This is a genomic window from Psychrobacter sp. UBA3480 (assembly GCF_002377945.1).
Lineage (GTDB): Bacteria > Pseudomonadota > Gammaproteobacteria > Pseudomonadales > Moraxellaceae > Psychrobacter.
Genome location: NZ_DFQV01000022.1, coordinates 54143 through 78831, shown reverse-complemented (window position 1 = coordinate 78831; position 24689 = coordinate 54143). Strand labels below are relative to the sequence as shown.

At 43.9% G+C, this 24689-nt stretch carries 20 protein-coding genes; 10 read left to right on the top strand and 10 right to left on the bottom strand.

All coding sequences use genetic code 11. The features are described from left to right. The first annotated feature begins 15 nt into the window (after window positions 1–15). Window positions 16–168, top strand: a complete 153-nt coding sequence (locus B2863_RS14700; RefSeq protein ID WP_414706940.1) for a DUF4282 domain-containing protein — start codon at window positions 16–18, stop codon at window positions 166–168. 219 nt (window positions 169–387) lie between these two features. Here B2863_RS14700 and B2863_RS10560 read toward each other — a convergent pair whose 3' ends face one another. After that, on the bottom strand, window positions 388–954 hold the full coding sequence (locus B2863_RS10560) for a DNA glycosylase (protein ID WP_349678898.1): 567 nt from the start codon (window positions 952–954) through the stop codon (window positions 388–390). Between the two features lie 481 nt (window positions 955–1435). On the opposite strand from B2863_RS10560, the gene upp reads away from it, so the two are divergent. Both upp and B2863_RS10550 read left to right on the top strand, forming a co-directional pair. Further along, a complete protein-coding gene (gene upp / locus B2863_RS10555) occupies window positions 1436–2095 on the top strand; it encodes a uracil phosphoribosyltransferase (RefSeq protein WP_057761878.1) in 660 nt (219 codons plus the stop codon). Between the two features lie 73 nt (window positions 2096–2168). Next, window positions 2169–2918 carry an SDR family NAD(P)-dependent oxidoreductase gene (locus tag B2863_RS10550; RefSeq protein ID WP_296210224.1) on the top strand — a complete coding sequence of 250 codons (750 nt, stop codon included), beginning with the start codon at window positions 2169–2171 and terminating at the stop codon, window positions 2916–2918. Between the two features lie 70 nt (window positions 2919–2988). Here B2863_RS10550 and B2863_RS10545 read toward each other — a convergent pair whose 3' ends face one another. Continuing rightward, window positions 2989–3657: a hypothetical protein gene (locus tag B2863_RS10545; RefSeq protein WP_296210222.1), complete on the bottom strand. Its 669-nt coding sequence runs from the start codon at window positions 3655–3657 to the stop codon at window positions 2989–2991. Between the two features lie 191 nt (window positions 3658–3848). On the opposite strand from B2863_RS10545, the gene B2863_RS10540 reads away from it, so the two are divergent. Further along, a complete protein-coding gene (locus tag B2863_RS10540) occupies window positions 3849–4817 on the top strand; it encodes an alpha/beta fold hydrolase (RefSeq protein ID WP_296210219.1) in 969 nt (322 codons plus the stop codon). Window positions 4818–4904: 87 nt separating this feature from the next. Here B2863_RS10540 and B2863_RS10535 read toward each other — a convergent pair whose 3' ends face one another. Together B2863_RS10535 and tyrS are read right to left on the bottom strand one after the other, a co-directional pair. Continuing rightward, window positions 4905–5132: a DUF1653 domain-containing protein gene (locus B2863_RS10535; RefSeq protein ID WP_296210216.1), complete on the bottom strand. Its 228-nt coding sequence runs from the start codon at window positions 5130–5132 to the stop codon at window positions 4905–4907. A 95-nt stretch (window positions 5133–5227) separates the two neighbouring features. Further along, on the bottom strand, window positions 5228–6439 hold the full coding sequence (gene tyrS, locus B2863_RS10530; RefSeq protein WP_296210213.1) for a tyrosine--tRNA ligase: 1212 nt from the start codon (window positions 6437–6439) through the stop codon (window positions 5228–5230). A 143-nt stretch (window positions 6440–6582) separates the two neighbouring features. Here tyrS and B2863_RS10525 point away from each other — a divergent pair, with 143 nt between their 5' ends. The 3 genes from B2863_RS10525 (at window position 6583) to B2863_RS10515 (ending at window position 10405) form a co-directional block, all read left to right on the top strand. Continuing rightward, window positions 6583–7941 carry an anhydro-N-acetylmuramic acid kinase gene (locus B2863_RS10525; protein WP_296210211.1) on the top strand — a complete coding sequence of 453 codons (1359 nt, stop codon included), beginning with the start codon at window positions 6583–6585 and terminating at the stop codon, window positions 7939–7941. Window positions 7942–8094: 153 nt separating this feature from the next. Next, on the top strand, window positions 8095–9429 hold the full coding sequence (gene fabF, locus B2863_RS10520) for a beta-ketoacyl-ACP synthase II (protein WP_296210241.1): 1335 nt from the start codon (window positions 8095–8097) through the stop codon (window positions 9427–9429). A 130-nt stretch (window positions 9430–9559) separates the two neighbouring features. After that, window positions 9560–10405, top strand: a complete 846-nt coding sequence (locus tag B2863_RS10515; RefSeq protein ID WP_296210208.1) for a hypothetical protein — start codon at window positions 9560–9562, stop codon at window positions 10403–10405. Between the two features lie 137 nt (window positions 10406–10542). Here the strand turns inward: B2863_RS10515 and B2863_RS10510 are convergent, their stop codons facing one another. The 5 genes from B2863_RS10510 to B2863_RS10490 form a co-directional block, all read right to left on the bottom strand. Next, complete coding sequence (locus B2863_RS10510; RefSeq protein WP_296210204.1) at window positions 10543–12360, bottom strand: aminopeptidase P family protein; 1818 nt, start codon at window positions 12358–12360, stop codon at window positions 10543–10545. Window positions 12361–12778: 418 nt separating this feature from the next. Next, on the bottom strand, window positions 12779–14347 hold the full coding sequence (locus B2863_RS10505; protein ID WP_296210202.1) for a peptide MFS transporter: 1569 nt from the start codon (window positions 14345–14347) through the stop codon (window positions 12779–12781). 318 nt (window positions 14348–14665) lie between these two features. Then, window positions 14666–15121: a hypothetical protein gene (locus B2863_RS10500; RefSeq protein WP_296210201.1), complete on the bottom strand. Its 456-nt coding sequence runs from the start codon at window positions 15119–15121 to the stop codon at window positions 14666–14668. A gap of 192 nt (window positions 15122–15313) precedes the next feature. Next, the gene (gene lnt / locus B2863_RS10495) at window positions 15314–16888 is read right to left on the bottom strand and encodes an apolipoprotein N-acyltransferase (RefSeq protein WP_296210199.1); all 1575 of its coding nucleotides are present in this window, start codon (window positions 16886–16888) and stop codon (window positions 15314–15316) included. Window positions 16889–17164: 276 nt separating this feature from the next. Next, a complete protein-coding gene (locus tag B2863_RS10490) occupies window positions 17165–18064 on the bottom strand; it encodes a CBS domain-containing protein (RefSeq protein WP_057761902.1) in 900 nt (299 codons plus the stop codon). Between the two features lie 288 nt (window positions 18065–18352). Between B2863_RS10490 and B2863_RS10485 the strand changes: the two genes are divergently transcribed. Then, window positions 18353–19687, top strand: coding sequence for a DUF4105 domain-containing protein (locus B2863_RS10485; RefSeq protein WP_296210197.1), 1335 nt, complete (start codon window positions 18353–18355; stop codon window positions 19685–19687). Between the two features lie 7 nt (window positions 19688–19694). On the opposite strand, the gene B2863_RS10480 is transcribed toward B2863_RS10485, so the two are convergent. After that, the gene (locus B2863_RS10480) at window positions 19695–20225 is read right to left on the bottom strand and encodes a YcgN family cysteine cluster protein (protein ID WP_414706939.1); all 531 of its coding nucleotides are present in this window, start codon (window positions 20223–20225) and stop codon (window positions 19695–19697) included. 229 nt (window positions 20226–20454) lie between these two features. On the opposite strand from B2863_RS10480, the gene B2863_RS10475 reads away from it, so the two are divergent. Both B2863_RS10475 and B2863_RS10470 read left to right on the top strand, forming a co-directional pair. Continuing rightward, window positions 20455–21192, top strand: a complete 738-nt coding sequence (locus B2863_RS10475; RefSeq protein WP_296210194.1) for a dienelactone hydrolase family protein — start codon at window positions 20455–20457, stop codon at window positions 21190–21192. 171 nt (window positions 21193–21363) lie between these two features. Next, entirely contained in the window at window positions 21364–24606 is a 3243-nt protein-coding gene (locus B2863_RS10470) for a DUF2339 domain-containing protein (RefSeq protein ID WP_296210191.1), read from the top strand. Window positions 24607–24689 lie beyond the last annotated feature (83 nt).

The following is a 24689-nucleotide window of genomic DNA, read 5'->3' as shown; positions in this document are numbered from 1 at the left end:
GGCGGTATTAGTGTGATGTTCTCAGGTATGGGTGCAGCAGGATTTTTTGCAGGGTTAATGGTTATGGTGTTCGGTGCAATCTCTGTCAGAGTGTATTGCGAGCTTATTATGGTTATATTCCGCAATAATAAATACTTAAAGACAATCAGTGAAAAGAGTCAACTGTAAGTAAGCGCTTGGAAAAAATGTTCGGTCTTAACGAGCAATAAATCTGTATTTTTTTCAATGGGTTATGATTTAATCAATTTCAATAGGTTTAGAGACTGGCTGTAGATGTGCTCTTTACTATACTTTCTAATATCAAAAATGTTCAGCTTTATTAAATAAATCCTTTTACTATCTTTAAGCTTTATCTTCTATTAGTGCAACCATCTCTCTATTGTCACTTTATAACTTACCCATCTTTTCAAAAAATGCTTTATACGCCGCTACTTTCTTATCCAACGATAATGGATAAGCACGTGAAGTCGACGGTAATCTATATAAGGTTAGGTTGTTCACATCAGCTTTCTGGTTATCTGTACTCTGCCATTGATAAGGGTAATCCATACTTTGATTGGTTTTTGGATGCTTTGATTTGGCAATTGGCTCGTCTAATAAACCAAGCAGTACTTCGGTCGCCTTGCCTCCTGTCGTAAACAATGACTCTACCTTTGGCACTTGCGGCAAGATAACCTCTAGATCAACAGGAGTGACCACCGTTAAATTTTTATCAGAAGCATTACCCGTCTCACGGATGGCTTGCTTTACTGTCGGACAAGACGCAATGCCACGTTCAAACATGAAACCTCGAATGCGCTCAGGGTCAAAGCGTTTTTCATCGCCTACTCTAAAGTAGTCAGCATCATCAAAAAATACTCGACCATATATCCGCCACATATCATTATAAAAATTGGGATAATGAAAGCTCATGGCCCATTTATCAGCAGTCGGTGGAAAAGTACCCATCATCATGACCGTGGCATTGGGCGGTAAGACAGGCTCAAAAGGATGGGTTTCAAGCTCTGTGGCTTTGTTATCAGGTGATTTCGATTCAGTGTCAGTGGTTTTTTGAGTGCTTGGTGTTTTTATAGTCATGATATTCTTCATCAGAAAAGCGGTTTTTTTGGTATCATAGCAAGTCTAAACACTACCTCACTTATAATCACGTTATATAGTCAAACTTAGTCGGTTCAATCAGTTGACTCAAATAGCGCGATATCATTTTACTTAGCCTGAATTGCTTAGGCTTTGATGGCAGCTGTGAACGCAAATATTGTCATTGTGATAAATGAGCACTGTCGTAAAGTAGTTTATTAGCTTGATTGTAAAGGGTTTCACTTTACTATTTATAAGCTGAAGATATGGTTAAAGTGCGGTAAGTGTTTGTATCTTTTATACTAATAGCAACCGCAGTAACTGCGCAAGCATCAGACAAGAAACCAAGAGAGTACTTATGAGTGACTTAAACAGCGATTTAAAAATTACGGTAATCGATCATCCACTAGTCCGTCATAAACTCAGCCTTATGCGCGAAAAAGACTGTAGTACTTATAAATTTCGTACATTGACCAAAGAGCTTGCGCGCTTGATGGCGTATGAAGCGAGCCGTGACTTTGAAATCGAAACTTTCCCAATGGAAGGCTGGTGTGGCGAAATTACTGGTGAGCAAATCATCGGCAAGACGGCGACGATCGTACCGATTTTACGCGCAGGTATTGGCATGCTTGATGGGGTGCTCGACTTGATTCCTACTGCTAAGATTTCTGTGGTCGGTCTACAACGTGATGAAGAAACATTGCAGCCAGTACCGTTCTTTGAAAAATTCGTGAGCCACATGGACAAACGTCCTGCACTGATCATTGATCCAATGCTAGCCACAGGCGGCTCAATGGTTGCCACCATCGAGATGCTAAAGAAAAATGGCTGTACTAACATTAAAGCATTAGTATTAGTGGCTGCACCTGAAGGCGTACGCTTGGTAAATGAAGCGCATCCTGACGTGACTATCTACACCGCTGCGCTAGATAGCCATTTGGATGAGCACGGTTACATCATCCCAGGTCTAGGCGATGCTGGTGATAAGATTTTTGGTAAGCAGTTATCGAATAGATAAGTTGCATTAGGGCAAATAAAGCCGTCATCAAAATTATGGCAATAGCAGACAACATCAATAATAAGGATAGATCATGAACGTATTGATTACAGGAGCGAGCGCAGGTTTTGGTAAAGCGTTGGCAGAGCGCTTGATTGCTAACGGCCATCGCGTGATTGGTTGCGCCAGACGCCTTGATAAACTGAATGCTTTTTCAGAAACTTTAGGTGAGGCTTTTTTGCCCGTGGTTATGGATGTGAGTGATACAGCTTCTATCCCGCAAATCATTGCTGACTTGCCTGATGATTTTAAACAAATCGATGTCTTGGTTAATAATGCAGGATTGGCACTGGGTACAGAGCCTGCGCACAAGGCCAGTCTTGATGACTGGATGCGTATGACTGATACCAATATTAAAGGCTTGATGGCGTTGACCCATGCGGTCTTACCAGCAATGGTAGCTCGCGATAGCGGTTATATCATTAATGTCGGTTCGATAGCTGGTAGCTGGCCTTACTTTGGTGGCAACGTTTACGGCGCAACTAAAGCGTTTGTAAAACAGTTCAGCTTAAACTTGCGAGCGGATCTGATTGGTACTCAAGTGCGTGTGACCAATCTTGAGCCTGGTAATGTGGCTGGCACTGAGTTTTCAAACGTGCGCTATCACGGCGACGATGACAAAGCTGCCAAGGTGTATGATGGCTTTAAAACTATGACAGGTGAAGATATCGGTGATATTTTATTATGGTTGATTGAGTCACCTGCTCATATCAACGTTAATCGCCTCGAAGTAATGCCAGTTGCCCAGACCTATAATGGATTAACGATTGCCAAGCAAAATTAATACTATTTGCCTTATTAGTTAACGTATTGGCGTTGATTATCGATGTATCACTTATCAACATCGAACCTTGTTAGCGCATCTCATAAGACCGAAGCAATATAGAGTCATCTATATTGCTTTTTTTTATGTCTTCAATAGCTTGCTCATTGACCAAACGCAAATCCTGAAAGTCCAAAATCAGTACTTCGTTGCGCAGACGTTCGCTAGTACGTTTATTATGACGTATCGCAAACCCCAATACTTGCTTACCTGTAATAGTTATCTGATTAATGATTAACTTTGAAGTATTCACGGTCAGCTTTTGTGCCAGATTTTGAGCATTTATTATTGCCGTTGCTGGATTCACCGTAGTGGTTAACGTCTTCGTCTGTCTTACACTTTTGGGCATATCTCCTGCAAAAAACAATACCTGACCTAATGGTAAATACTGCGCATGGCGTACTAATTCTTGTCGGAACAATGCAGGCATGTCTGTATTAAAACTGTCTTCTGTCTGCTGATAAAATGCGGTAAAGTTACGATGCAAATAACGCCCGAACACCTTAGTATTAATCCATTCTTGATAGACATCGTCTGCCAATAACTGCTTGGTAAAAGCACTGGCATCAATTGTGACCTCTCTACTCAAAGTAGCAGATAACATCGATAGCAAAAGCGCCTGCGGACTAGTAAATGTCTGCTGCTGCCATACTTGTGGATACAGGCTACTATCGAGTAATGGCAATGTTGATCTGCTCATGCACTTATATCCTTGTCAGTTAACGCTACTGCTTTTACCGCTAGCCAAATTCTATGCTATGGTCAGGCGACAGCTTTAATATAGCAGTCTTTTATTCGCGGTATAACTATTTTGTAGCGGTGTACTCTACCGCAATACTCTTTTAGCTAAATTGACCGAGACAGCTTAAAAAATCAAAGAGATATCACTCTATGAAAAAAGACCTCATACCCTTTCCTACTCCCTACCAGCTAAAGACCATTACTGTCCAAACAGCTGATGGAACGTTGCTGCCCGTCTCTGTCATTGGCGAAGGTAAGCCTGTCCTATTAATGCATGCTTTTGGTATGGATGCGAGGCAATTTTTGCCATTTATTTTACCGCTCATTCAGCACTACTGTTTTTACTTACCGCATTTTAGAGGGTTTGGTTTGGCCAGTCATCTAACGTTGCCAACGTTTGATTTTATTGAGCAATATGCACAGGATACCCAAGATGTGTTTGAATACGTGAGTAAAGAGACTGGCTTTGAGGCTTTTCCTGTTGCCGCGATATCGATGGGAGCATTAGTCATGTGGGCGTATTTTCAGCGCTTTGGTACTCAGCGCGTCAGTCACTATCTGAACATTGATCAAGCACCGATTATTCATAATCAGCCAGACTGGCAAGGTGGCGGTGTATTTGGTACACGACAAACCGAATTGTTTGCGCAATTTACACAGTTAATTACCGACACTGCTCCTTATCTACAAGCCGAGCAAATGGTTGACTTCCGTCACCTGCCCTATCGATTAAAAGTGAATTTGTTAGACATGGAACGCTCTTTTTCTCTACTCTCTGTCAGTAGTAAACCTTCGCAATTATTGGTAAAAGCCCTCAGTTATCGGGCACCACACAAAATCTCACTAATGCAGCACGCGACATGGCAACACAAACTGCGCTGCCTATCTGCGTATGTTGCACTGCCCTACGATTACCGCGAGGTTTTGCCAACAGTCAATATTCCGACTACCTTACTGATTGGTGCGCGCTCGCAGTTATATAATGCAGAGTGGCAACAGCGTTTGACCACTCTGCTGCCCAATGCGCACAGTATTATTTTGCCGACATCAGGACATGCTGTACCGATGGATGCACCAGTTAGTTTTTATAAAGTATTGAAAGAGTTTCTGAACGCTTAATTGTAAGTTTGCGATAATGCACATAAAAAACGACCTCAACGGGTCGTTTTTTATGTGCTAAATTCAATCTAAATTAGTGGCTAAGTATTAATCATTTAATGGTTTAATCAATTCAAATCGCGGAATTTCCTTACCATCGACCGTGACCGTTTCAGCAAACATCGCAAGCGGTCTGACCCACACGCCATACTCACCGTACAGAGAACGATATACCACTAGCGACTCTTCGGTTTCTGAATGCTGCGCCGTATGCAATACTTGATACAAGCTGCCTTTATAATGGCGGTAAATGCCTTGGGGAATAGTTTTAGTCATAGCAAACTCCTACTATTAAAAATGGTTGCCAATCGCTTCATAAAAAAGGTCGACAATTACTGCCGACCTCACTTTTAATTATTTTTATAGATTATCTAACCAACCGTCACTTTCGCATAAGCTTTTTTACCTGCTTGAATCACGACCGTCTGACCTGAGGTTAGACTAAAGCCGCCATCAACGACTTCGCCATCTACTTTGACCGCGCCACGTTTTACCATGTCTTTGGCAGCTGAATTGTTTTTGGCGAGCTTAGCTTGATTCAAGATCTGAGTGATAAATAACGCATCTTGCCCTTCTAGATCCAACATAATTTCTGGCAAGTCAACTGGTAGCTCGCCATCTGCTAAAACGTTACCCGCAGATTTGTGCGCATTGGCAGCGGCATCAGCATCATGGAAACGCTCGATTAATTCTTCGGCAAGGATACGTTTGATTTCTTGTGGGTTGCGTCCGTCTTCCATTTCACGCATCAAGCTTGCCACTTCTTCCATTGGCTTAAAGCTTAAAAATTCAAAGTAACGATGGATCAGTGTGTCCGGCATCGACAGGATTTTTTGGTACATGGTGCCCGGTGCATCATAGATAGCGACATAGTTGCCCAGTGATTTGGACATTTTATTGACACCATCCAGCCCTTCTAAAATTGGCACAGTGATACAAACTTGCGGCTCTTGGCCGTAGCGTCCTTGCAACGTGCGACCCATTAGCAAGTTAAAAGTTTGATCGGTACCACCAAGCTCAACGTCGGCTTTTAGAGCGATAGAATCGTAGCCTTGTACTAACGGATAAAGAAACTCATGGATAGAGATAGGCGTTTGTGATGCATAGCGTTTTGAAAAATCATCACGCTCAAGCATACGCGAGACGGTTTGCTGACTTGCTAGCTGAATCATATCAGCGGCACTCATGTCATTGAACCACTCAGAGTTAAAGACCACGCGAGTCTTTTCTTTGTCCAAGATTTTAAATACTTGCTCAGCATAAGTCGTGGCGTTGGCTTTGATTTGCTCATCAGTCAACGGTGGACGTGTGCTGTTTTTGCCAGAAGGGTCACCAATCTTGGCCGTATAGTCACCGATTAGAAAATAAATCTCATGACCCAAATCTTGAAAATGCTTAAGCTTATTGATCAATACTGTGTGACCCAAATGCAGATCAGGTGCGGTAGGATCAAAGCCAGCCTTGATACGTAGCGGACGATTGAGCTTTAGCTTAGCCACTAAGTCATCTTCAGATAATATCTCTTGCGTACCGCGCTGAATAAGGGCCAGTTGTTCTTCTAGGGTGTAAGTTTGATTGGTCATGATGCTCTCTATATATCACTTTAATTGGGATTTTTATGAATGACGGTTACTGGCTCAACACCTTAGGAAGTTTAGAACCTCAAAAGGTCAGAAAAAATGCTAGAATTTGACGGATATACTAGCGTTTTTTAAGGTAAATTGCCATGACCAACCCCGCATCGATTGCTGATACTGACCATAATGCTCTCGCAGACTTGCTTATGAATAGTGGTTTGGATAACAGCTCCGACGATATTGATGATTTGACCTCTGATAATTCGAACTATGCCACCCTAACCGATGCCCTTGAGCAAACGGTATTTGAAAGTTTTGATGATGGTTTATATATCGGCATGATGTCTGGCACCAGTTTGGACGGTATGGATGCGGTTCTTTGTCAATTTAATCCTGCGATGAGCAACGAAGACAACACTCAACCGCCGATGCAACTACTGGCGACCTATAGCCAAGACTTTCCGTCACGTCTGCGTGAAGTATTATTGGCATTATGTCAGCCGAATGGTGTGAATCAACTCGTACCAGAGGCCGATGAACCAAACAGTGAGCTGGATTGGTTCGGCTGGGCAAGTCGCGCGTACGCTGAGTTCGCCAGCGAAGTGGTCAATACTTTATTGCAGCAATCAAATACCGATCCTGAGTCAGTGCTAGCGATTGGCTGTCATGGACAAACCGTACGCCATCGCCCGCAAATGGGTTTTAGCTTGCAACTGGTCGATTCCAATATTATCGCTGAGCGCACAGGTATCAGCGTAGTCAGTGATTTTCGACGTCGTGACATGGCAGTTGGTGGTCAAGGTGCGCCTTTAGTACCTGCGTTTCATCAGGCATTATTTGCCAATCCCGATAGTACCCGTGTGCTATTAAACTTAGGTGGTATTGCCAATATAACCGTCTTGCCAGCCAGTGAAGAAACTCAAGTTGTTGGCTACGATACGGGTCCTGCCAACTTATTATTGGATGCGTGGATATCTTTGCATACCGACAATGCTTATGATGCAGGTGGCGCTTGGGCTCAGTCTGGAACACTCATTGAGCCATTATTACAGCGACTTTTGGCACATCCATTTTTTGCTCAATCTCATCCAAAAAGCACAGGCCGTGAGGACTTTAATTTAACTTGGTTGCAAGATGAGCTACAGGCTTTTGAGCAAGCCAATGCTAATATCAGTTATTCAGCAGCCGATGTGCAGGCAACCTTAACTGAGCTAACGGCTATCAGTGCCAGTACGCAAATCAATATGTTTGTCAGCACTTCAAAAAACAGCTCGGTCTATGTTTGCGGTGGCGGTGCATTGAATGACTATTTAATAACTCGCCTGCAAGCTCATCTACTCCATTGCACAGTAAAAACCACTGAACATTTAGGGCTTGCGCCAACGTGGGTCGAGGCCGTTGCTTTTGCATGGTTAGCCAGACAAACATTGATGGGTGAAACTGGTAATTTACCAGCGGTAACCGGTGCAAATAAAGGCGTGGTATTGGGTCAAGTATGTTTTGCCTGACCAGTTAAATTTTAGTTTACATACGTGCACCTATGTGTTTTATAATGACTTTTGAAACGCCATCCTCTTAGGACCTGTAAGTATAGGATATATCGCATGAGCCAGAATAGTAGTTCACCTATCGACCAAGCCACCACTGATGACACAAATAATATGACTGCAGCACCTGTACATAAATCGCGTCAAAAACCACCTCACTACGAGCGTTCTGATGATACGCGTGTGGTAGTCACAGGTATGGGCGCCATTACGCCGCTCGGTCTAGACGTCGATAGCTCATGGACCAAATTGCTCAATGGCGAGAGTGGTATCTCACCGATTACGCATTTCGATGCCACCGGCTACCGTGCGCAAATCGCAGGCGTGATCAAAGACTTTGATGCTAAGCAATATATGAATGCCAAAGATGCGCGTCGCTATGATGAGTTTATGCATTATGGGGTTGCGGCTTCTGCCATGGCCCTAAAGCACGCTGGTTTTATCGATGAAGTCAGTGCTGCTGATGCACCTGTGCAAGGCGTTGACCAAGATCGCTTTGGTATTATTTTAGGTTCAGGTATTGGCGGTATCCAAACGATTGAAAACAGTCGTGATACCCTACACGAAAAAGGCGCGGGCAAAGTCTCACCTTTTATTATCCCAGGCTCTATCGTTAATATGGCCGCTGGACTGGTAGCGATTAAACATAAGTTAAAAGGCCCAAACCTTGCGACCTCAACGGCTTGTACCACGGCGACTCATGCTATGGGTCTTGCTGCTCGTTTGATTGCTTACGGTGATGCTGACGTTATGTTGGCAGGCGGTAGTGAAAAAGGTTCTAGCCCACTTGGTATAGCTGGCTTTAGTGCTATGCATGCACTCTCTACGCGCAACGACGAGCCAACCAAAGCCTCACGTCCGTTTGATAAAGGTCGTGACGGGTTTGTCCTTGGTGATGGTGCTGGTGTGGTGGTATTAGAAAGCCTTGCTCATGCCAAAGCACGCGGTGCAACGATATTGGCAGAGCTAGTCGGTTTCGGTATGAGCGATGACGCCAGTCATATTACTGCACCACCAGAAGACGGTAGCGGTGCGGCAAGAGCGATGCAAAATGCACTAAACGATGCTGGTATCGAGTCATCAAGCGTCGGTTATGTCAACGCTCATGGTACTAGTACCCCTGCTGGTGACGTGGCTGAGTCTATTGCTATCGAAACTGTGTTCTCTCCTGTGAAAGATAGCATTTTAGTCAGCTCAACCAAATCGATGACCGGTCACTTACTTGGTGCCGCTGGCGGAGTTGAAGCCATCTTTACAGTACTTGCGCTACAACATCAGCATGTACCACCTACGATCAATCTAGATGATGTCGAGGACAACTGTAACCTTGATTATGTGGCTAATCAATCACGCAAAGTTGATAACCTGCAGTATGCAGTATCCAACAGCTTTGGCTTTGGTGGTACCAATGGCTCATTGGTATTTGCTCGCTGGCCTGTCAATCAATAACAGCCACCCAACTAAATTGCAGCGCATGGTAATGAGTGCGTTGTAACGTTGGTGTCAGATTTGCTACGTTTGTCCACTTGCAGCCCCTTATCGTACTTGCGTATGATAAGGGGTAATTTTTGGAACATTTATGGAAGATACCATGTCAAGCTACTCATTTTCCCATCAGTTTTATCAACGCTGGACGTGTGCACCTGAGCCAGTACGCGCAGCGATTACCCAAGAACTAAAAGACATCACTACTCTACTGCAATCTGACACCTCATTTGAAGACTTTACTTTTAATACTCATGATTTAGATGCGCATGTAGACGAGCTATATGACAACTACAATGCAGAGCAAGCTATTGCGAAAGCAATCACGGACAAACAAGAGCAAGAAGACGCGGCCGCTGCAAAACAAAAGCTAGAAGCCGAACAGAAGCAAAAAGAAGCAGAAGAAGCCACACGCAAGGCAGAAGCGACTCAAAAAGAACAAGAAAAAAATGAGCAGTCAGCGTTAAAGACAGACAATGACAAAGAACTGGCTGCTACCGACGTAGCTAAAGTAAACACAGATAAAGTCGTGGTAGATAGCGCTGTTACTGAGGATTTTGTTACTGATAATTCTAGTGCAAAGACTGAAAAAGCGGCATCAGAAGTCGTAAATACTGAAAACAATGTTAGCGATAGTAAAAATGCTGACAACAAAACCATTAGCGAACAGGCACATGCGCTTAGTGATAACCATATTAAAGATATTAATAATAAAGCCAGTGCAGCGATTAATCTGGCCTTAAAAGACGCGAAGCTAGATGCAACACATCAACAGCTAATCCGTGAGCTAGAAACACAGGTTGATGACTATTTAAGTGAGCAAATGATGCTAATGTCTGAAAACCTAAAGTCTTGGCTACGTGCTGAGGTAACCCAATACTTTAGCGAGCAGAGTGATTCAACTACTAATAACGAAGCTGCTAAGAAAAGCATCCACTAACAGTGCGTATTTTTCAGTATTAAACCTACAGTTAAAACAGTCGCTCAGTGGTAAGTACTAAATAACGAACACTAAAAAGCCCCGTAAATAATTTACGGGGCTTTTTAGTACTTTTGTTTAATTTTTTGAGCTTGGTATTAAATGGCTTTGGTACGTTTAGTCAACCATTCAAGCGCTGACCCTTCAACACGATCTTTTAGCTCTGCGAAGACTTGGCTATGATAGTTATTTAGCCAATCTATCTCAGTTTGATCCAACAGTGATGGCTCAATCAGACGCGTATCAATTGGGCAGTAAGTGATGGTCTCAAAGTTCAAGAAATCACCAAACTCTGTCTCAGTAGGCTTAGCAACTGGCGTATTCACCACCAAGTTCTCAATACGGATACCCCATTTACCTTCACGGTATAGACCTGGCTCGTTACTTGAAATCATACCGACTTTCATCGCGCGCTCTTTTGGCGTGCTTGCGCTATAGGCGATGACTTGTGGGCCTTCGTGTACATTCAAGAAATACCCAACACCGTGACCTGTACCATGACCATAGTCCATCTGTGCTTGCCACAATGGTGCACGGCAAATAGCATCGATCAACGGTGAGGCGATACCATCAGGGAAATGGGCACGAGCCAGCGCAATGTGAGCTTTTAACACAATAGTAAAGTCACGTTTATGCTCAGCAGTGACTTGTCCAATACCGACTACGCGGGTGATATCAGTCGTACCATTTTGATATTGTGCGCCTGAGTCAATCAGTAGCAATCCGCCTTCGCCCTCGGCCACATCAAGGTAGCTGAATTTTTCTGGTGTCGCACGGTAATGTGGCAGTGCGCCATTTTCGTTAAAGCCTGCGATGGTCGGAAAACTTGGCGAAACATAATGCGGCTGACGACTGCGCACGTCTATCAGCATACTATCAACATCTAGCTCACTTAAACGCTCGCCGTTTGCTAGACGCTGCTCAAATGTGGCAAAAAACTCAGCCAAAGCAGCGCCATCTTGACGCATCGCTTCACGCACATGATCGATATCTGCATCAGATTTTACAGATTTGAGTAATGTACTAGGTGCCATTTGCTCAATAAAACCAACATCATCTGCCATTTTTGAGAGAGTACCTACTGCGACTTTGCTCGGATCTAACAATAGTAAATCGTCTGGCGTTAATACGCTCAATGCCTCTTGCACAGCAGAATAGTCAGCCAATGTGATACCGCTGTCTTTTAGGCTCTGTGCAATATCTTCGCTTACTTTATCAGTATCAACAAACAACGTTGCTTTGTCTGCGTCAATCAACATATGTGACAAGAATACCGGATTATAATCAACATCAGCGCCGCGCAAGTTCGTCAACCAAGCGATATCGTCTAGACTTGAGAGTAAATGATGGGTCGCACCTGCGTCCGCCATGCCTGCACGCACTGCAGCAAGTTTTGAGGTGGCAGACTGAGCAAGGAACTGCTCATCATGCGCGTATAATTTGGCCGCTGGTAGTGCTGGGCGATCTGTCCAAATCTCTGTCAGCACATCACGCTCAGTAATCAAAGTAATGTCACTAGCATCAAAAGCATTTAACAGGCGATCTTGCTCAGCGATAGATAACACATTACCGTCTACTGATACGCTATCCCCTTCTTGCAAATGCTCGGCTAGCCAATCGATATGATTTGGCTGACCTGGCGCAAGCTTTTCTAAAGTAATACCAGTACCTTCTAACTGGTCGGCAGCATGTACCCAATAACGGCTATCCGTCCATAGACCTGCAAAGTCAGCAGTCACGACAAGTGTGCCGACAGAACCGGTAAACCCTGACAACCATAAGCGTGCTTGCCAGTACTCTGGTAGATATTCAGATAAATGTGGATCAGCAGAGGGTACGATGATTGCGGTCAGGTCTTGCGCTGCTAAGGTGCTACGTAAATTAGCAATACGTTCGTGAATGGCTTGTTTATTCATTGAAGGTGTCCTTATAGAAGTTATAAAAATATGATGACGGAGCGATTATTTACAATCGTCTTTTTCTAATAGTCGTCTTGTTTGAGTTGTTGATACCGCTTTAGTTTTAATAAGATATTTATCATTGATAGCAACTGTTCAAGCAAACAGTCTACTTATTTAGCTATCTAACTGTGTTTGCGTTGATAACTGCTTCTGCTTATCGAGCATAAAAAATTGAATTAATATAAGCTTCTAAAACGCTGTACTGCTGTTTATCGTGAGCTATCATTAGATGTTTGGGCAGATAGTAAGCTTTCAATGGCTTGTGCCAAATATCTCACTAACTAAAACAATAAAACGTGCTACCAGTAATGGTAACACGTCTCATCATATGTCACTTGTGCTGTTGTTAATCACAAATGTACATCAGATTATCTTATTGCTTGGCCAATTGTTTCTCTCGCTCGCTTTCTTTAAGCATCTTATTAATAGGTTTTGCTAGTATCAATAATAGTACAGCGGTAACTACCAAGAAGATGGTCATGGTGGTAAATAGACCTGGTAACCCTTCGATTTTGTCAGCAGATACATGCCCACCGAAGAAGGCGGCAACCAAGTTACCCATAGCGATAGAAGCGAAGAACAGCCCCATCATTTGACCCTGCATACCCTCTGGCGCTAGCTTAGTCATGGCAGACAAACCAACTGGGCTTAATGCTAACTCACCTAGCGTCAATAATAATAAACTACCAACCAACCATAGTGGTGATGCCAAGCCAGCACCAGGCGCTAAAATGCTTTTTGAAGCAAAAATCATCAAGGCAAAACCTGCGGCTGCCAGTAGCATACCGAGTGCAAACTTAGCCATACTGCTAGGCTCAAGACCGCGGTTACCAAGCTTGACCCAAATAATACTAACGATAGGTGCCAATATTAAAATAAATAGTGGGTTTAATGACTGGAACCAAATACTTGGTATCTCAAATCCTAAAACATTCAGATCAGTATAACGATCGGCAAATAAGTTAAAAGACGTGGGCTGCTGCTCAAAACTTGACCAAAACAGCGTCGAGCCAATGATTAAGACAAAGCAAATTAACAAGCGTAGTTTGTCAGTCTTATCCAATCGCGGAGAGATAAACATAATCGCGAAATACAAGATGACGACCGCGGCAATGATATACGTCATATACTCTGCAACCATCTCAGGATTGAACGATATCATACCGGTAGACACTAATAGCACTGCGGCTACTAGCAAGGCGACAAAACCACCAACCCAGCGACCGATGTTTTTATAATGGTCATTAGATTTTTCCCACTCAGCAGAAATACCTTTAGCGCGTGCATAACGCGTTAAGTTCTTTTGCGCGAAAAAACGATAAATCAATAATGAAACCAGCATACCCAGACCACCAACGCCAAAGCCGACATGCCACATGCCTTTTTCTTTGAATACGCCAACGATAAGTGCCGCTAGTAACGCACCGATATTAATACCCATATAAAACAAGGTAAAGCCGCCATCACGGCGAGAGTCGCCTTTGGGATACAAAGCACCAACCATCACTGAGATACAGGTCTTAAATAACCCTGAGCCTAAGACAATACAGATTAAACCAACAAAGAACAGCGCCATACCAAACATCGCTGAAAGCGCGATACACAAGTGACCAAGGGCAATAATAATACTGCCCCACCATAACGCACGCTCTTGACCTAGCCAGTTATCTGCTAACCAACCACCTGGTACTGCTGCTAAGTATAACGAACCCGCAAAAATACCGTAAATAGCAGAAGCGGTGACTTCATCGAAGCCAAAACCGCCACTGCTCACTGTTGCCACCATAAATAGAACTAATAGTGGACGGATACTATAATAGGAGAATCGCTCCCACATTTCGGTAAAAAACAATGAGCGTAAGGGCGCAGGATGTCCCATAAAGCCATTGTCTAGTGCTTCTAGCTCTGCTGCACTAGCCCCCGATTTTGTTTCTGTGCCCATAACTTTATTCCTTTAAAGATCATATTTGTAATGACCAAACCCCTGATTATCCAGATGGACGGTCATATAGGCGGAACATTGTTTCACTTGGCTATAATCAAGTAAAGAAAGAACTGGTCAAAAATTACACAAATACCTATAAAAAAAGCCCGCTCTCAATGGTTGAGAACGGACTCTTTTTATGGGTATCTAGGACAGTAATATTATGCTTATAGCACTGTTGATACAGACTTCATAATGCAGCTCATTTGACAATCGAGTAGCACCATTTTGGATCATTTACACTATTTTAGATCAGTTACATAGTCATACTACAGCTTACTGTGCTGCGGTCTCATCAGTAGCGTCGCCAGCATTCCCAGCATCTAAGTCACCATCCGCTTGCTCAGCTGTCAAATCAGCATCAGCAACAGCGGCTTGGCTTACAGTACCAGAAGCAGTTGCGGTACCAGCTTCTGCAGTGACAACTGCACTATCTGCGTCTGCCGCTGGTGTTACGGTTGCATCTGCTGCAGTATCAGGCGCTGTAGCATCTGACGCTTCTTCTGTTGCTGCAGCTTCTGCATCAGCTGGAGCCGCTTCTTCAGTAGCAGTGGCTTCTGCTTCATCTGCCGCGGCTGATGCTTCAGTTGTCTCAGCAGTGATATGCTCGCCTGCTGGACGCAAAAATGCAGAAACACCAATAAGTAAGACAATACCTAAGAACATGGCAATGCCACCTAAAGCGAATAACAGCTCTTTTTTTGGATTGTTATTAACGATACCTTCTGACATACCTTATCCACCTTGCACAAAATATTTGAAATATTGACCTATTATATCGCAATTTATACTGATTTGTGAAAACCCTTAAGTATTTAAAGGGTTTATTATCCACAATTTAAATATCCGTTTTTGGCACTTGTGACAGCTAACTACTTAATCAGTTATCTATTATTCGCTATCGACACATCTTACTTAACAATACTACTTAACCAAACGTACTGGAGTCTTCGGACGTTTACCCAAATAGCTAAGTATCAGCAAGAGTGTCATGATAAACAAGATAGGATATTGACCAAAGCGCATAAATGGCGTATTGCCAACTCGTGCCTGAATATCACCGCGCAATACAGTACGTTCAAACTGCGGTGCACGCTCTACGATACGACCTTTGTGATCAATGATAGCCGTCACCCCTGTGTTGGTCGCACGCATAAACCAGCGACCGTTTTCTAACGCACGCATCTGTACCATCTGTAGATGCTGTAATGGGCCTGCCGACGTACCAAACCAAGCATCGTTTGAGATGGTTAATAAGAAGTCCGTGCCAATCGCGTTTTTGCGCGTGGTATCTGGATACGCCACTTCGTAACAGATGGCTGCACCTAAATTATGCCCTCGCACACGTAGCGGCGACTGCTGATCGCTACCGCGACTATAGCTCATAATGTCTTGGCTACCTGCTAGATTAGGTAGAATATCGAGCACGCCTTGGAATGGAATGTATTCCCCAAATGGCACCAGACGTTGCTTTTTATACAGCCCTTCTGCCTGTGCCCCTAGCGCTACCACGCTATTGTAGAACGGCGGATATTTATCTGTACTGGCATCAAACGCCGCTTCGTCCTTATAAGGAATACCAGTCACCCATGTCGTGTCAGTCTCTTTGGCCATCGCGACCATTTCACTGATAAAACCAACAGCTTCTGTCTGAAACATAGGAATCGACGATTCAGGCCACAGCACGATATCACGTCCCCACTCGTCACGAGTCAACGTTGCATAGATTTTTAGCGTCTCAATTTGATACTCGGTGAGCCATTTTAGGTCTTGTGGGATATTACCCTGAATCAAAGATACCGATAGATCAGGGGTTCCTTTTGGTTTGGTCCACTGCGGATTGATCAACCATAGCGCGCTACTAATGATTAGCAATGCTATCGATGGAATCATATAGCCACCGCGGCGACGCAATAGCTCAACGATACTGGCAGCCAATAATACCGCTACAAAAGAAACCGCAAAGACGCCTGCTACAGGCGCGAGCGAAGACAGCCAATACTGCTCAGTAAATGCATAACCGACAAATAGCCAAGGAAAACCAGTAAACAACCAAGTTTTCATCCATTCTTGGAGTATCCACAGGGCAGCAAAAGATAAAGGCTGCTTGCCGACCACACGATTAAAGATGAGCGCCAAAAATCCATGGAACAAACCCATGCCTAGACCCATGAGCGCAATCATAATCAAAGCAAGCCATGCGGGCGTATCGCCATAAACATGTATCGAGGTATATAGCCAAAACGCACCAACACACCACAGTCCCGTACCGTAGGCCTGACCGATTAGAAAGGCGCGGCGACCTGTCATCGCTGGTACCAATAACGCGTACAAAATAGCAGGCGATACCAAGGCAACTGGCCAAATACCATAAGGCGCGAGCGCAAGTATAAAAGCTGCCCCTGCCAGCCAAGCTATTAGTACCGTCAACCCCATGTGTAAACCTTTTGGTTTATCGGGGTTCAGACGTTTTTGCAAATCAACAGTAGACAGACGCATAGCAGTTATCCAAAACCATATTTTCTAAAATTTCTCAGCTAAGCGATGAGATAACACTCACGCAAAACCTGACTGCATAATGCTTTATGCAGGGCCACAAATAAAACCCACCCATGATACCAGTCAAAACCTACAAGTGGGTAAATTTGCGTAGCTAAAACCTCATTCTAAAGACCAAAAGGCAGAAAGCAAAAAACACGATTTTTCATCGTGTTTTTTATTGAATTTGCTAACAAGTTTTTTTCATTGACCAACTATCGTGACACTATAAGCAAGCTAGTGGCTGCCTATCAATATCTGTTGCTCAGCATTGGTTTTGGTCAGCTCTAGATTTTGGATAAATCGCCCTTCTACATCGGTAATGGTAATTTTCCAATCATCTATCACGACGCTCTCGCCTTCTAAATCACCAACGAAGCCAAGTGCTTGCATGACCAGACCGCCCATCGTATCGACATCGGTATCGTCAAAACGACTACCCAGCTCATCATTACAGTCTTCAATTACTGTAGACGCTTGGACACGCCATGTATTTGGCTTTTCTGGATCAGGGACGATATTGTTGATATCGCTATCTTCATCAAAGTCATCATGCTCATCGACGATGTCGCCAACGATTTCTTCCAACAAGTCTTCCATGGTGACCACACCACCAAAGTTACCAAACTCATCAACGACAATCGCCATATGTACTTGGGTACGCTGCAATGAGCGTAGCAAGGTATCAGAACGAGCCGTCTCACTGATATATAACGGTTGGCGCACCAAGTCTCTAAGACGCTTACTGTCAATTTTGTCTTCTTGGTTGCGAACCATATGTACCAGAATCGGAATCAAGTCTTTTGCCAATAAGATACCGATGACGGCATCATCATCTTGACTGTCAAAAACAGGATAGCGCGAGTGAGTGGTCTCAAGAATAATATCCATCACTTCGGCAAGACTGGTGCTCTCGTGCAGACCAATCACTTGCGGACGCGGCGTCATGATTTCGCGGACTTGTGTCGCAGGCAAATCTAGCACGCCTTCTAACATATCGACCGTATCAGGCTCTAAAAACTGGCGCGAGTCTTGTACCAGACGAATCAATTCATCACGGGTTTCGGGGGCGGTCGATAGCCAGCGTTTTAAGCCGCGCATCGACCAACTACTCGGGCTGGGAGTGTCGTCAGACATGGTGGTGTGATTTAACCTCTTTAGTTAACAAAAATTAGAATAGTATTCAATAGAAAAACGAACAATACTCAATAAAAAAACAAGTAGAGCCTAGATGGGGATAAAAGTAGCAAATAAAACAGCTGGTTTGTTATTAATTACTGCATGAATAACAAATTTGCTAGTACAAATTAGCTTCACTTTATCGCAAGGCTCACCGACATTCAACGACAAATTCACTCAAATTGTATTGTCAGCGTGTTATAAACTTTGCTATGGTCAAAGCCTTTATTCATCAAAGCAAACCCTATGTCGCTACGTTCCGTTTTTTCTCGCTTACTCTCGTCGCGTTCACCCAGTCGACAGACAGACAGTCGTGGTTTAGAGAACCGTGGTTTAGAGAGTCTGGACTTAAAACGCAAAACATTAGAACGTAAACAGCCAAAGCCTACATGGCGCCAGCGTCTTGTGACTTTTTTAATTGCCGTTACGTTATTGTTATCAGTAGTATGGTTGTTACTCGCGATTTGGTATCAATACGGCGTCAGCTCAGTATTGACTTGGCTTGCGACAATAGCGATTGTAAGTATATTAGCTGCGCTGCTAAGTACGCGTTATTGGGATGCTGTCACAAAAATATTGCAAAGTGACTCATTGTCTAATAAAAAATCAATTGGTAAAGGCACAGCAACCAAGCTGCTTATCGGCGTATATGGCGCTATTTGGCTGGTAGGTCTAGGTTGGTTCTTTTCTATCGAACCGAAACAAGATCGAGAATGGATGGCTGAGGTCGACCAACGGGTCTCTTATGAACGCGATGCGACCAATCCTGACTTGATTACCTTAACCAATGTTCGTAACTTTGATTGGCAAACGGAAGAAGACGCTACCGAGCATTGGGATACCCGTACGATTGATTTGTCTAAACTCTCTGGCGTTGATGTGACTAACTCTTATTGGATGGGGCCGCTAATTGCTCATACCTTAGTTAGCTTTCGATTTGAAGATGATAGACCACTTGCCTTCTCATTTGAGATACGTAAAGAAGATGGCGAGTCTTTTTCAGCGCTGGCTGGGTTTTTTCGACGTTATGAGCTGAGCCTGATTGCCGCAGAAGAGCGCGATATTATCTATACCCGTAGCAATGCGCGCGGCGAGCAGGTTTATCTGTTTCCTATTAGCAATTTGCAACAACATGAAGTGAGGTCACTGTTTGAATCTTATCTGACTGCGGCTGATGATTTGAACGCTAAACCTGCTTGGTACAATACATTAATCAGCAACTGTACCAATATTATCTTTTATATGGCGCGTATTGTTAGTGGCGATCGTTTGCCATGGGATTATCGGATTTGGGTTTCTGGTTGGTTACCGAACTATCTATATGATGTAGGCATGTTGGATGCGGTACCCGAAAAGGACAACCAGCCTTGGTCAATGAGTACGTGGTATGAGCGCACTCACATCAACCCAAAGGCAAAAGGCTTTGATAATCAAGTCAACTCACAGTCTAATGTCGATAGAGATAAAAACAGCCGTAAATTCTCACAGCAGATTCGTCAAGATATTCCGATACCAGCATTGGCTAACTCGCAAGCCAGTGCCGAAGCAAAAGCCAAATCTACTGCCCAAGCATCTAACTAAATGTCGACTAAGGGTTAACCCAGTTAATCACCCGCGTTTCCATCTCTTCATCAGACATACCGATTTCCGTGACACAGCGACCGGCGACGCCCACGTTGGCCGCTCGCATCTGTTGTTGTGTCACCACAGCATCCCCAGTCAATAATAAATGCCAACTTGGTAAGCCCTGCCCTTTATACAAACGCTTATAAGCGCAGTGCGATGGTAGCCACATCATCTTGGGTAAGTTATCCATAGTCAGCTGAATACAGTCTGGCACGTGCTCCTGACGCGTCGCATAGTGACTGCAATATCCTGTCGCGCAGTCCATCAACTGGCAGGTGACATCGGTATATTCGACCAGCTCCTCATCCACATTGCCGCTTTCATCTTCATCGATGTACTTAATCAAGCAGCAACTGCCGCAACCATCGCACAACGCTTCCCACTCGCTATGGTTTAGTTCTGTTAACGCAAATCGCGACCAAAACTGCGGGCGTAGTGGTTCAGATTTAGAGTCAGCAGAATCGACAACGGTACTATCAGGGAACAAACTCACCGATTGCGCAGGCTTGGCCGCTGCATCGAGATCTAAGTTCAAGTCAGATTGGTCATTATTTTTGTTTAACAAATTTATAGTCATAAAGTCGCAGTAGCATTTTGATAAAGAGCGTTACAGTATTATAGCTGTTTTTGCTAGACATGGGCGTTAAGGTAGTACGAGTTAGAAAAACGAACCATCACAATGACGAATAATTAAAACTCACAACATAAAAAAGGACAATAATATGTCAATTAAGACGTTTGAATTAATCAGTACTACCGAAAACAGTGTAGAGCTTATCAGTTATGTAGCACTACCAGAGAACGCTTCAGATGAAAATCCAGCAGCAGGTATTTTGGTTGCACCAGAATGGTGGGGCGTAGTCGATCATCCAAAATCAGTGGTTGAGCGTTTGGCAGAAGCAGGTTATGCAGCAGTCGCTATGGACGTTTACGGCGAAGGCAAACTAACCACCGATGCCGCAATGGCAAACATGTGGATGGAGCAAGTACTGGCCGATCAAGACATGCTAATGGCACGCTGCCGCTTAATTTTGAATGATTTCAGCGATCAGTTATCAGTCGATGGTGACAACCTAGGTGCAATCGGTTACTGCTTCGGTGGTAAAGTTGTACTAGATATGGCTCGCGAAGGCATGCCACTAAAAGCGGTTGCTACGTTCCATGGTAACCCAACCCCAAAACAGCCAGCAGATAAAAACTTTGCGGCAAAAGTGTTGGTTGCTCATGGTCGTGACGACTCAATGGTATCAATGGATGCTATCGAAGGTCTAAAATCAGAGCTAGATGCAGCTGATGTTGATTACACTATCGACGTTTATGACAATGCCAAACATGGCTTTACCAATCCGCATGCCGATGAGCGTGCAGCCAAAAATGAAGTAGATCTTGGTTACAATGAAGCCGCTGCTAAACAAAGCTGGGAAAATATGATTGAGTTTATGAAAGCCAATTTGGCATAAAAAAGATCTGGTATAAAACTCATCAAGAAGGGTAGCTTAATTATTAAGCTACCCTTTTATTTTGAGCAGCGTTTTAGCACCTGTCTTTTAGCCCAGTAATCAGAGTAGTCTTGTGCTTCTTATCAAATCACGTCATTATCACTTTACTATAAACTGGATTGAGTGACGAAGATGTTGTATCTAATGGTGACCCAGTTGGGCTGGCTGGCTTTTACGATTTTATTGATCGTAGTGGTCGCGTTATTTACTAGGATAGCTCGAAAAATCGAACATTTACGCCGTGATGTGACGACGCTGCAAGCTGAGCTTGAGCAGCAAAGACAGCGTAGTATGTCGCCTCCATCTACACCTTTCGTCGATGGAAGCAATTATGCGCGCAACACTGCTACTAACGATCACGATTTTAAAGACAATATTCCTAAAGACAGTAACACTAAAGACCATGATGCTAAAGAAATAGCTTTAGATTCACAACACTCTTCTCCGGATAATCGGCTACCTGTATCACCTCCACCGCTTCATACCGTTGCTTCAAACTCAACTATACATGCAGCATCAAACATCTATGACGATAAATCTATAGACGATAACGCCTCGATAAATACGGAAAACACAGCGCCTACCGCACCGATTGAGCCTGATGAACGCTCATTGCCTATTGTGACCTCGCTCATTCATTCAATCGAAAACTGGTTTTTCGGTGGCAATTTGGTCGTGCGAGTCGGCGTACTGGTGCTGCTGGTAGGCGTAGTGCTTTTGCTTCGCTTATTAAGCGAATATATCGAGATTTCGATTGCCACGAAGTTGATAGCAGTTGGCGTTATAGGGTTAGCATTAGCAGCGCTTGGGTTAAAGCTGACGGCAAAACGCTTTTCTTATGGTATTACTTTACAAGGTGCAGGTTTAGCCATTGCATATTTGAGCACCTTTTTTGCATACAGCGTTTATGAAATCATTCCTAGTATCCCGAGCTTTATCGGGCTTGGGTTATTGTCTGCCATTACCATTGCCCTCGCCGTACGTCAAAACGCCTTCCCATTAGCATTGTTGGCATTATCGGGTGGATTTTTTGCACCGATTTTGACCAGTGAAGATACTGGCAGCTTAGTCACCTTATTCAGCTACTACCTACTATTAAACGTCACCATTGCCGTCATCGCTCACTATCGACCATGGAAAATATTGAATCTATTCGGTGTGACTGTGACATTTGGCTTGGCATACTATTGGGGTATCAGCGAAAACCTGAGCGCCGTCATTGAAACGCAGCGCTGGGCATTGGTAGCATTAGTAACCTTACACTGGCTGCTTTACTTGTTTGTCGTCATTCATTATGCCCAGCAAATCATCACCTATAATGCGCTAAACGAGAAAAAACTCAGTCATGCTGATAATACAGATGATACAAAGCACTTAGACAAAGCCCATATAGGCAGCTCCTATGTATTCCCTATTGATACGGGTTTACTGTTTTCAGTACCACTACTGGCCTTTGGCTTATTTTCTGCCTTATTAAACGACATCTCTAACGCCCTTACGATTACCAGTGCCATTTTGGCTGCGGTTTATCTTGGGGTGGGTTGGCTGTTCATCCAGCGCAGTAGACGCTATGCTTTAATCACCGAAGGGATGCTGGCGTTGGGATTAGGATTTTTTGCGCTCGTTATTCCGCTAGCGCTAGATGCTAAATGGATTGCTTTTGGTTGGTCCGTACAAGGGTTGGCGCTAGTATGGTTTGGCAGGCGTTCGCTGCGGTCTTGGTCGGTGTTATTCGGATTACTATTACAGCTCGTCAGCATTGGTATGCTAGTGACGACAGCGATATTCTCCAGCAAAGACTATCCTGTTTTAGCCTTTAGTATTTCAGCGCTCAGTTATTTAGCGACCGTCTTTATATTACGCGCTAGCAACTCCCCTGCTGTGCTGCTTAATAGCTTAGATAGTAGTAACAAACTTAATAGCCTTAACAATAAAGGCACTACAAAATCCTCGGTCCTACAATCTCAATCCTCAGTCATACAATCACTGGACGGCACATCAGATGCGTTAACCAGCTACGCGCATGCACTGGGTGTCAGTGACCAAGCTGCGCATCAATGGCTGACCTCAATCAATAATCAGAGCCGCGTATTCAAATTTGTTTGGCATAGCCCTAGATTAACCAAATTTTTAACATTGACCGCGATGGCTTGGATGCTACAAGTACTGATGCTTGATTTGCATCATTGGTTTGATATCTGGCAATCAAGCACGACGGTAATTGCACTGGCAGCACTCATCAGCTTGATCGCCTATTGGGTCATCAATCGCTATCGTCCGTGGGCGGAAATTAGACAGCTTAGTCATGGATTACTAGCCCTGTTCTACTTCATGCTAATACTGCAACTGCCACAAAAATTTGAGCGAAATTTAACATGGGCAACAGCAGAATGGTTGGTGTTTGTAGGCTTAATAATCGGTTGGTTAGTCATGGGGCAGCTATGGCTAAAAACATGGTCTGATACATTATCTGATACATTGTCCGATAACAACAATACCTCACGTTATAATGCTGCAAGTTGGCTAGGTACAGGCATCTTACTTATCGCTGCCGCGGCGCATTATGGCCTACCAGACTCTGATGGCGTGATGGCTTTCTTGTTTTCAGCAGTACTCATATTATTTGGGTTATGGTTCAACCATCGTTATATCAATCAAAATGCAGAAAATACATCAACTAATAAAGTTTCGGAACAAGGTCTACTGTACTGGTTTGATTGGCAACAGGCACTATTAGGATGCGCTGCCATCTTTACTCCCATTGCTTTACTGTGGGTTGTGCTTACTAATTGGTCTTATGACGGTGTGATTTGGGGACTGTCTTATTTTCCATTATTCAACCTATATGACATCACATCATGGCTGACGCTATCGGTTGGTTTTAGTCTGTATTACATCAGCCAACGCCGTCACAGTGAAATCGTTATAGAATCGGGTGCAACTGCCAAATCTAAGCACGTATTCAACGCTGAAAGTCTGTTAATTGTATTGGGGCTGATCAGCTTTTGGTTAATCTCCAGCATGTTGGTCAGAACGCTACACGCCTTTATTGGCACGCCACTTTGGAATGACTATCAAGGCGGTGCATGGCAGAGCGAACAAGTACAAACAGGACTGACGATCCTATGGACGCTCTTGGCATTGGTCGCCACCATCATGGCGAGTCGCTATTGGCAACGTGCGCTTTGGTTTATGGGTATTGGGTTGTTAGGTATCGTCGTACTTAAGCTAGTCTTGGTAGATTTGTCACAGACTGAAGCAATTTGGCGAGTGATATCCTTCCTTGGCGCAGGCAGTTTAATACTATTAATTGGTTACCTTGCCCCACTACCACCCACGCATGAGGAAACAGAAAACCAAAATCAGGCGTCATGACAAAGCTGGTTGGGTGAAATTGTGCCGTGAGCAAGGTGGTTCTGTAGTAAACTGGACACCATTAGAAAGTAAACGTTGATTGT